The sequence below is a fragment of the Bradyrhizobium sp. PRIMUS42 genome (assembly GCF_023006515.1).
Taxonomy (GTDB): Bacteria; Pseudomonadota; Alphaproteobacteria; order Rhizobiales; family Xanthobacteraceae; genus Bradyrhizobium.
The window spans coordinates 1-9214 of the sequence record NZ_JALBGZ010000205.1 but is presented as its reverse complement, the minus strand read 5'-3'; the positions used below and the strand labels follow the sequence as shown (position 1 = coordinate 9214).

9 protein-coding genes and 1 pseudogene are annotated in these 9214 nt (G+C 65.6%); 8 read left to right on the top strand and 2 right to left on the bottom strand.

All coding sequences use genetic code 11. The features are described 5' to 3' along the window. Positions 1-232: 232 nt before the first annotated feature. Entirely contained in the window at positions 233-463 is a 231-nt protein-coding gene (locus MOV75_RS17230) for a hypothetical protein (protein WP_246926971.1), read from the bottom strand. A 62-nt stretch (positions 464-525) separates the two neighbouring features. Between MOV75_RS17230 and MOV75_RS17225 the strand changes: the two genes are divergently transcribed. The 7 genes from MOV75_RS17225 to MOV75_RS17195 all read left to right on the top strand — a co-directional run bounded on the left by MOV75_RS17225 (position 526) and on the right by MOV75_RS17195 (position 8815). After that, positions 526-1878, top strand: coding sequence for an MFS transporter (locus MOV75_RS17225; RefSeq protein ID WP_246926973.1), 1353 nt, complete (start codon positions 526-528; stop codon positions 1876-1878). Positions 1879-2000: 122 nt separating this feature from the next. Beyond that, a complete protein-coding gene (locus tag MOV75_RS17220) occupies positions 2001-2906 on the top strand; it encodes a LysR substrate-binding domain-containing protein (RefSeq protein WP_246926975.1) in 906 nt (301 codons plus the stop codon). 130 nt (positions 2907-3036) lie between these two features. Further along, a complete protein-coding gene (gene kdgD / locus MOV75_RS17215) occupies positions 3037-3981 on the top strand; it encodes a 5-dehydro-4-deoxyglucarate dehydratase (RefSeq protein WP_246926978.1) in 945 nt (314 codons plus the stop codon). A 24-nt stretch (positions 3982-4005) separates the two neighbouring features. Further along, a complete protein-coding gene (gudD, locus tag MOV75_RS17210; protein ID WP_246926995.1) occupies positions 4006-5349 on the top strand; it encodes a glucarate dehydratase in 1344 nt (447 codons plus the stop codon). Between the two features lie 15 nt (positions 5350-5364). Further along, on the top strand, positions 5365-6813 hold the full coding sequence (locus tag MOV75_RS17205) for an aldehyde dehydrogenase family protein (protein WP_246926999.1): 1449 nt from the start codon (positions 5365-5367) through the stop codon (positions 6811-6813). A 114-nt stretch (positions 6814-6927) separates the two neighbouring features. Then, positions 6928-8469: a galactarate dehydratase gene (gene garD, locus MOV75_RS17200; protein ID WP_246927013.1), complete on the top strand. Its 1542-nt coding sequence runs from the start codon at positions 6928-6930 to the stop codon at positions 8467-8469. Positions 8470-8506: 37 nt separating this feature from the next. Further along, positions 8507-8815 carry a sensor histidine kinase KdpD gene (locus tag MOV75_RS17195; RefSeq protein ID WP_246927016.1) on the top strand — a complete coding sequence of 103 codons (309 nt, stop codon included), beginning with the start codon at positions 8507-8509 and terminating at the stop codon, positions 8813-8815. Here the strand turns inward: MOV75_RS17195 and MOV75_RS17190 are convergent. Then, positions 8812-8967: a hypothetical protein gene (locus tag MOV75_RS17190; RefSeq protein WP_247006243.1), complete on the bottom strand. Its 156-nt coding sequence runs from the start codon at positions 8965-8967 to the stop codon at positions 8812-8814. The two genes, MOV75_RS17195 and MOV75_RS17190, sit on opposite strands and share 4 nt — an antisense overlap. A 40-nt stretch (positions 8968-9007) precedes the next feature. On the opposite strand from MOV75_RS17190, the pseudogene MOV75_RS17185 reads away from it, so the two are divergent. After that, positions 9008-9214: pseudogene (locus tag MOV75_RS17185) on the top strand (hypothetical protein); the annotation flags it as partial.

Sequence of the window (9214 nt, the reverse complement as noted above, 5' to 3'; positions counted from 1 at the left end):
CGCAAGCACCGTGCTGGGGCTGGATGCCGCGCCGCCGGGCGTGACGCGCGGATTCCTGCCGCAGCTGTTGCCGAGCGCAAGGCAGTAGCGCAGGCGCGAGCTCTCCCCACACCGTCATTGCGAGCGCAGCGAAGCAATCCAGAATCTTTCCGCTGTAAGACTCTGGATTGCGTCGTCGCAAGAGCACCTCGCAATGACGGGCTTGTAGCGTGCGCTTTCCAAACCTTCACTGTCATCGCCCGCGCAGGCGGGCGATCCAGTGCTCCGCGGCAGCCGTGATTGAACCGGGAAGCCGCGGCGTACTGGATTCCCCGCTTTCGCCGGGAATGACCGCGGTGCGTGCGGCATCATCTTGCGCATCACGACCGCTCGCACATTCTCCTCGCGCCCACATCGTTCCCCCGACCTGCCGTTCCATCAATCCAAAAACGGCATCGATCGATACTGCCTTGAACTTGGACACTTCGCCGCGCGCGCCTCTAGGACTCGTCTCGGGGAAACGGGTCGAGTTCAAGGAGGCGCCTGATGAGCGCAGTGGTGTCCGCAGCGGATGCGAGGAGGTCTCGCGTCAGGCTGTTCATCGTGACCATGTTGTTCCTGGTCACCACCGTGAATTATGCCGACCGCGCCACGCTGTCGATCGCAGGCCCCGCGCTCTCCAAGGAGCTTCATCTCGATCCCGTCGCCATGGGCTGGATCTTCTCGGCCTTCGGCTGGTCCTATGTCGTGGCGCAGGTACCGGGCGGCTGGCTGCTCGACCGCTACGGCTCGCGCATCGTCTATGCCTTCAGCATCATCATCTGGTCGCTGTTCACGCTGATGCAGGGCTGGGTCGGCTTCCTCAGCGCCGGTACGGCCGTCGCCGTGCTGTTCGCGCTGCGCCTGCTTGTCGGCGTTGCGGAAGCGCCGTCCTTCCCCGCCAATGCGCGTATCGTCGCCGCCTGGTTTCCGAGCAACGAGCGCGGCACCGCGTCGGCCTTCTTCAACTCGGGACAGTATTTCGCCACCGTGATCTTCGCGCCGCTGATGGGCTGGATCGCGCACTCTTACGGCTGGCGCTTCGTGTTCTTCGTGATGGGTGCGCTCGGCATCGTCATGGGCTTCGTCTGGATCAAGACCATCTATGGCCCGAAGGAGCATCCTTCGATCAATGAGGCGGAGTTCGACTACATTAGGGAAGGCGGCGCGCTGGTCGATCTCGACGCGCCCAAGGACGATCTGCCGCGCGAGCGTGCGCCCGAGGCCGGCTCCGGCTGGGACCACATCCGCCAGTTGCTCTCCAACCGCATGATGCTCGGCGTCTACCTCGGCCAATACTGCATCAACACGCTGACCTATTTCTTCCTGACCTGGTTCCCGGTCTATCTCGTCAAGGAGCGCGGGCTGTCGATCCTGCAAGCCGGCTTCGTCGCGACGCTGCCGGCGCTGTGCGGCTTCATCGGCGGCGTGCTCGGCGGCATCATCTCCGATGCGATCCTGCGCAGGACCGGCTCGCTGACCATGGCGCGCAAGATCCCGATCGTCGGCGGCATGCTGCTGTCGATGTCGATCATCGCCTGTAACTATGTCGACGGACAGGCGCTGGTAGTCGGCTTCATGGCGCTCGCCTTCTTCGGCAAGGGCATCGGTGCGCTCGGCTGGGCGGTCGTCTCCGACACCTCGCCAAAGGAAGCCGGCGGCGTCTCGGGCGGCCTGTTCAACACCTTCGGCAACCTTTCCTCGATCACCACCCCGATCGTGATCGGCTACATCCTGGCCGCGACCGGCTCGTTCAACGGCGCGCTGGTGTTCGTCGGCGCCAATGCGCTGGTGGCCGCATTCGCCTATCTCGTGATCGTGGGCAAGATCGAGCGCTTGACGCTCAAACGTTCCTCCTGAGGGCTCCCATGGGAGCTTGACCAGGCAACTTAACGGCGGCTTCACAGCCGCCGTCTTTGTTTCGGGGGTAATCGATGCTAGAAGTGCCGGGGAAACGCCTTATCCATCTAAGGCATGTATCGATGTTCGACCTCAACCAGCTCCGCTGTTTCGTCACGGTGGCGGAAGAATTGCATTTCGGCCGCGCCGCCGCGCGGCTGAACATGACCCAGCCGCCGCTGTCCCGGCAGATCCAGGTGCTCGAGCACATCATCGACGCGCCGCTGCTGGAGCGCACCAGCCGCTCGGTCCGTCTCACCCCTGCGGGACGCAGCTTCCTGCCGGAGGCGCGCCGCATTCTCAAGCTTGCGGAAAGCGCTTCGCAAGTCGCCCGCCGCATCGCGCTCGGCAAGACCGGCTCGCTGAAGATCGGCTTCACGGCCGCCGCAGCTTACGGCTTCCTCCCCGAGCTCGTCGCGGCGTGCCGCGCCAAGCTGCCCGAGGTCGACTTCTCGCTGAAGGAGATGGTGTCGGGCGACCAGTTCGAGGCGCTGACCTCGGGCCAGATCGACGCCGGGCTGCTCAGGCCGCCGATCGCGCGCCCCGAGCTCACCAGCCGCCGCGTCGTCGCCGAGCCCCTCCTCGCCGCGATCCCGAAGAAGCATCCGCTGGCGAACGTCGAGAGCATCACCATCAAGGATTTCGACGACCAGCCCTTCGTGATGTATTCGCCCTATGAGAGCCGCTACTTCCACGATCTCTTGGTGGCGCAATTCACCCGCGCCGACGTGCTGCCACGCTATGTCCAGCACCTCAGCCAGATCCACTCGATCCTGGCCATGGTGCGCGCCGGCCTGGGCCTTGCCATCGTGCCGGCTGCGGCCGCGGGCTTGAAGATCTCCGACGTCCGGCTGCGTCCGCTGAAGCTGCGGGGCCGCGTGCCGGTCGAGCTGTTCATGGTGTGGCGCCGCGACGACGAGAATCCGCTGCTCTCGGCGCTGGTCAAAATCGCCGGTGAATTGTCCTCCACGGAGGTGGCGGAGGATTGATGCTCAATCCGCATCGGTCGATATAGGCTTTGGCTTGGACGCGTATCGAACGGTCTCCTAAACCACGGCGCATGGACGCGCAGGCTTTGACCCCGCGTCCTCCTCAACACGCAATAAGGGAGCAGCGCCCGTGAGCAAGATGACCCCGCAGGAAATGGCCAAGAAGATCGGATCCGGCCTCCTGTCCTTTCCCGTCACGCCGTTCAAGGCGGACTACTCCTTCGACGAGGCGACCTACCGTTCCAACATGGACTGGCTGTGCGGCTACGACGTTGCCGGCCTGTTCGCTGCCGGCGGCACCGGCGAATTCTTCTCGCTGACGCCGACCGAGGTTCCGCACGTCGTCAAGATTGCCGTCGAGGAGACCAAGGGCCGCGTGCCCGTGCTTGCCGGCACCGGCTATGGCACCGCGATCGCCCGCGAGATCGCTGTGGGTGCCGAGAAAGCCGGCGCCGACGGCCTGTTGCTGCTGCCGCCCTATCTCACCCATGCCGAGCAGGACGGCCTTGCCGCCCATGTCGAGGCGGTCTGCGCCTCGGTGAAGATCGGCGTCATCGTCTACAACCGCGACAACGCGATTCTCCAGCCCGACACGCTCGCCCGCCTTGCCGAGCGCTGCCCGAACCTCGTCGGCTACAAGGACGGCATCGGCGACATCGAGCTGATGACCCGCGTCTACACCAAGCTCGGCGACCGCCTGACCTATGTCGGCGGCCTGCCGACCGCGGAGACCTTCGCGCTGCCCTATCTCGACATGGGCGTGACGACCTATTCGTCCGCCGTGTTCAACTTCGTGCCGGAATTCGCCACCAATTTCTACACGGCCGTGCGCAAGCGTGACCACGCCACGATCCAGGCCGGGCTGAAGGATTTCATCCTGCCGCTGATCGCGATCCGCAACCGCAAGAAGGGCTATGCGGTCTCGATCATCAAGGCCGGCATGAAGGTGATCGGCCGCGATTCCGGCCCGGTCCGCCCGCCGCTGACCGACCTCACCGAGCAGGAGATCGCGGAAGTGACCGCGCTGGTGAAGAATCTGCCCGCCATCCGATCGTCACAACAGGCTGCAGAATAGGACGACAACAGCGAGGAGCGTGCGATGGCCCAGACTGATATTTCCGGCGCACCTGTTATCACGACGATGCAGGTGATCCCGGTCGCGGGCCGCGACAGCATGCTCCTCAACCTCAGCGGTGCGCACGCCCCGTTCTTCACCCGCAACATCGTCATCCTCACCGACAATGCCGGCCACACCGGCCTCGGTGAGGTGCCTGGCGGGCAGAAGATCTGGCAGACGCTCCAGGACGCCCGCGATCTCGTCATCGGCAAGACCGTCGGCGCGATGAACAACATCCTCGCCGACGTCCGCACCGCCTTCGCCGACCGCGATTCCGGGGGCCGCGGCAAGCAGACGTTCGATCTCCGCGTCATGATCCACGCGGTGACGGCGATCGAATCCGCGCTACTCGATTTGCTCGGCCAGCACCTCAACCTGCCGGTCGCGGCGCTGCTCGGCGAAGGCCTGCAGCGCAAGAGCGTCGAGACGCTCGGCTATCTCTTCTTCGTCGGCGACCGCCGCAAGAGCAGGCTGGACTACGTCGCGGGCGAGACCGGCAAGCCGGAGTGGTTCAACCTCCGCCATCAGGAGGCGATGACGCCGGAGACCGTGGTGCGACTCGCGGAAGCCACCCACGACCATTACGGCTTCGCCGACTTCAAGCTGAAGGGCGGCGTGCTGCGCGGCGAGCAGGAGATCGAGGCGGTCACCGCCATCGCAAAGCGCTTCCCGAACGCGCGCGTCACGCTCGACCCCAACGGCGCCTGGTCGCTGGACGAAGCTGTCAGCCTCTGCAAGGGCATGCACGGCATCCTCGCCTATGCCGAGGACCCCTGCGGCGCCGAGGCCGGCTTCTCCGGCCGCGAGATCATGGCCGAGTTCCGCCGCGCCACGGGGCTGCCGACCGCGACCAACATGATCGCGACCGACTGGCGCCAGCTCTCCCATGCGCTGCGCCTCGGCGCAGTGGACATTCCGCTGGCCGATCCCCATTTCTGGACCATGCAGGGGTCTGTGCGCGTCGCCCAGACCTGCCGCGACAACGGCCTGACCTGGGGCTCGCATTCCAACAACCATTTCGACATTTCGCTGGCCATGTTCACCCATGTCGGTGCCGCCGCGCCCGGCAAGGTCACCGCGATCGACACCCACTGGATCTGGCAGGACGGCCAGGCGCTGACCAGGGAGCCGCTCCAGATCAAGGGCGGCAAGATTGCCGTCCCGGACCGGCCGGGGCTGGGTATCGAAATCGACAGGGCGGCCATCGACGCGGCGCATGACCTCTACAAGCGGCATGGACTTGGCGCCCGTGATGACGCTATTGCCATGCAGGACCTGATCCCAGGCTGGACCTTTGACGACAAACGTCCCTGCCTCGTGCGCTAAACTCTGGAGGAATACATGACTGCGATCCTGAAGAACTTCATCGGCGGCGAATGGGTCGACGGCTCCGGCGTCACCAGGAACATCAACCCCTCCAACACCAACGACGTCGTCGGCGAATACGCCAAGGCTGACAAGGCGCAGACCGAGAAGGCGATCGCCGCCGCCAAGGCCGCCTTCCCAGCCTGGGCGCAATCGACGCCGCAGGTGCGCTATGACGCGCTGAACAAGATTTCCCTCGAAATCCTCGCCCGCAAGGAAGAGCTCGGCCGCCTGCTCGCGCGCGAGGAAGGCAAGACCCTGCCGGAAGGCATCGGCGAGGTCGCCCGCGCCGGCCAGATCTTTGCGTTCTTCGCCGGCGAGGCGCTGCGCCTGATCGGCGAGAAGGGCGCCTCGGTGCGTCCCGGCCTCGACGTCGAGCTCACCCGTGAGCCGGTCGGCGTCATCGGCATGATCACGCCCTGGAATTTCCCGATCGCGATCCCGGCCTGGAAGATCGCGCCGGCGCTCTGCTACGGCAACACCGTGGTGTTCAAGCCGGCCGAGCTGGTGCCGGGCTCGGGGCATGCGCTGTCCGAGATCATCACCCGTTCCGGCATTCCCGCCGGCGTGTTCAATCTCGTGGTCGGCTCCGGCTCCGTGGTCGGCCAGACCCTGCTCGACCACCCGGATGTGGCCGCGATCTCCTTCACCGGCTCGGTGCAAACGGGGCGCAAGATCGCGCAGGCCTGCGTGCTCTCGAACCCGATGAAGAAATTCCAGCTCGAGATGGGCGGCAAGAATCCGCTGGTCGTGCTCGATGACGCGGACCTGAAGACGGCCGTCGAGGTCGCCGTCAACGGCGCTTATTTCTCCACCGGCCAGCGCTGCACCGCCTCCTCCCGCCTGATCGTCACTGAAGGCATCCACGACCGCTTCGTCGCGGCGGTGGCCGAACGGCTGAAGGGCCTGTCGGTGGACGACGCGCTCAAGGCCGGCGTGCATATCGGCCCTGTCGTCGACCAGAGCCAGCTCGACCAGGACCTGCGCTACATCAAGGTCGGCCAGGACGAGGGCGCCAAGCTCGCGTGGGGCGGCGAACTGCTCAAGCGCGAAACGCCCGGCCACTACCTCCAGCCGGCGCTGTTCACCGAAGCCAACAACAACATGCGCATCGCGCGTGAGGAAATCTTCGGACCGGTCGCCGCCGTCATCCGCGCCAAGAACTACGAGGAAGCACTCGCGATCTCCAACGACACCGAGTTCGGCCTCGCCTCCGGCATCTGCACCACCAGCCTGAAATACGCCTCGCACTACAAGCGCAACAGCGAGTCCGGCATGGTGATGGTCAATCTGCCGACCGCCGGCGTCGACTATCACGTGCCGTTCGGCGGCCGGAAGGGCTCGAGCTACGGCGCCCGCGAGCAGGGTTCGTATGCGCGCGAGTTCTACACCACGGTGAAGACGGCTTATACGTTCCCGGGCTGAGACATCGTAGGGTGGGCAAAGCGAAGCGTGCCCACCACCTACGTTTGACGTGAAGAATGGTGGGCACAGCGCGTTGCGCCTTTGCCCACCCTACGGTTTCGGAGGCAAGCGCAGATGGACCAGGACGTCGCAGCGAAAGAGCAGCCCCGCTATATCAAGCTCAACGAGCGCGACAATGTCGCGATCGTGGTCAATGATTTCGGGCTACCCGCCGGCTCCCGCTTCGCCTGCGGACTGACGCTGCGCGCCTTCGTGCCTCAGGGCCACAAGACGGCGCTGGTCGATATCGCGCAAGATCAACCGATCGTCCGCTATGGCGAGATCATCGGCTATGCGCTGTCGCCGATCCTGGCCGGGGAATGGGTGGACGAGGCGCGCATCCGCATGCCGGAGGCCCCTGACCTCGACAAGCTCGAAATCTCGACTGCCGTCCCCGCGCCGCTGCCGCCGCTCGAAGGTTTCACCTTCGAGGGCTTCCGCAATGCGGACGGCTCGGTCGGCACGAAAAATATTCTCGGCATCTCCTCCTCCGTGCAATGCGTCAAGGGCACGATGGAATACGCCGTGAAGCGCATCCGCGCCGAGCTGCTGCCGAAGTACCCCAACGTCGACGACGTCGTCCCGCTGACGCACGCCTATGGCTGCGGCGTCGCCATCACCGCGCCCGATGCGGTGGTGCCGATCCGCACGCTGCAGAACATCGCGCTGAACCCGAACTTCGGCGGTGAGATCCTGGTCGTCGGCCTCGGTTGCGAGAAGCTCGCGCCGGAGCGGCTGGTGCCGGAAGGCGTCAGCGACGCCATCGTGCGCATGCAGGACGAGGCCTTCGACGGCTTCGGCGCGATCGTCGACGCGATCATGACCCAGGCCGAAGCGCGCCTGAAAATCCTCAACAAGCGCGCCCGCGAGACCTGCCCGGCCGCCGACCTCGTCATCGGCCTGCAATGCGGCGGCAGCGACGCCTTCTCCGGCGTCACCGCGAACCCCGCCGTCGGCTTCGCCGCGGACCTTCTGGTGCGCGCCGGCGCCACCGTGATGTTCTCCGAAGTGACCGAGGTGCGCGACGCCATCCAGTTGCTCACGCGGCGCGCGATCAACGAGGACGTCGGGCGCGCATTGGTGCGCGAGATGGCCTGGTACGATTCTTATCTGGCCCGCGGCGGCGCCGACCGCAGCGCCAACACCACGCCCGGCAACAAGAAGGGCGGCCTCGCCAACATCGTCGAGAAGTCATTGGGTTCGATCGTCAAGTCCGGCTCCTCCGCCATCGCCGGCGTGCTCTCGCCCGGCGAGAAGGCGACGCAGAAGGGCATGCTGTTCGCGGCAACGCCGGCCTCCGACTTCATCTGCGGCACGCTCCAGCTCGCCTCCGGCATGACGCTGCAGGTGTTCACCACCGGCCGCGGCACGCCTTACGGCCTTGCGGCAGCGCCCGTGATCAAGGTCGCGACCCGCAGCGAGCTCGCCCGCCGCTGGAAGGATTTGATCGACTTCGACGCCGGCCGCATCGCCACCGGCGAGAAGACCATCGAGGAGACCGGCTGGGACCTGTTCCGCCTGATCCTCGATGTCGCCTCTGGCCGCACAAAACCGTGGTCGGATCGCTGGGGCATCCACAACGACCTCACGCTGTTCAATCCGGCGCCGGTGACCTGAGCGCCGACGAGCCGGTCGATCACTGACTATCGATCAGGTGATCATTCACGCCCATGGCGCGCAACGCATCGTTGCCACGCTCAGCCGCGATGGCATCTCCATTCACGATGACGGCGCGGGCCTGCCCGATGGCGCCGAACACGGCCTGACCGAGCCGTTTCAGACCGGCAACGTCGCCGGCGACGGCGCAGGCCTCGGCCTGTCGATCGTTCGCGAGATCATCGCTGCCCATGGCGGCGAGCTGATCATCTCTTCCGCGCCCGGCCGCGGCACGACCATGATCCTGCGCTTTCCCCAAGGCGCCGCGCCGGTCAAAGCCCGGCAGCTTGCTCTGCAAGAGCCCTAAGCGATGCGCATCGGCTCTGCCGCGAAACCGTCCGGAAACATTGGCGCGAAAAGCTTCTGCATCGGCTCGTCCTTTCGCATCAAGCAACCAATATGTGCGCCGGAGGCGATGAGAATGTTCGCACACGAGCGAACCTGTTCCGGCATCGCCACGACCAAACCTCCGATTGACATCTTCAACGGAGATTTTCCAATGCGTGTTCTCACAATAATTGCCGTTGCCGGCGCCGTGATTGCGAGCTCGGCCGGCGCCTTCGCCGCCGAGCTTCCCTCTTACGAAGTGAAGTCCTTGCCGATCTCGGCGACGCAGGTGCAGGTGCTCGGCGGTACGGGCGTCGAGGAGCAGTCGGCCGCGCCCGCGATGATCGTCGCCGGCATGCCCGCCTCGCCCGCACAGGTC

Coding starts and splice junctions, on each gene's coding strand:
- MOV75_RS17205 (WP_246926999.1), top strand. CDS start 5,365: ATGACTGCGATCCTGAAGAACTTCATCGGCGGCGAATGGGTCGACGGC.
- MOV75_RS17220 (WP_246926975.1), top strand. CDS start 2,001: ATGTTCGACCTCAACCAGCTCCGCTGTTTCGTCACGGTGGCGGAAGAA.
- gudD (WP_246926995.1), top strand. CDS start 4,006: ATGGCCCAGACTGATATTTCCGGCGCACCTGTTATCACGACGATGCAG.
- MOV75_RS17225 (WP_246926973.1), top strand. CDS start 526: ATGAGCGCAGTGGTGTCCGCAGCGGATGCGAGGAGGTCTCGCGTCAGG.
- garD (WP_246927013.1), top strand. CDS start 6,928: ATGGACCAGGACGTCGCAGCGAAAGAGCAGCCCCGCTATATCAAGCTC.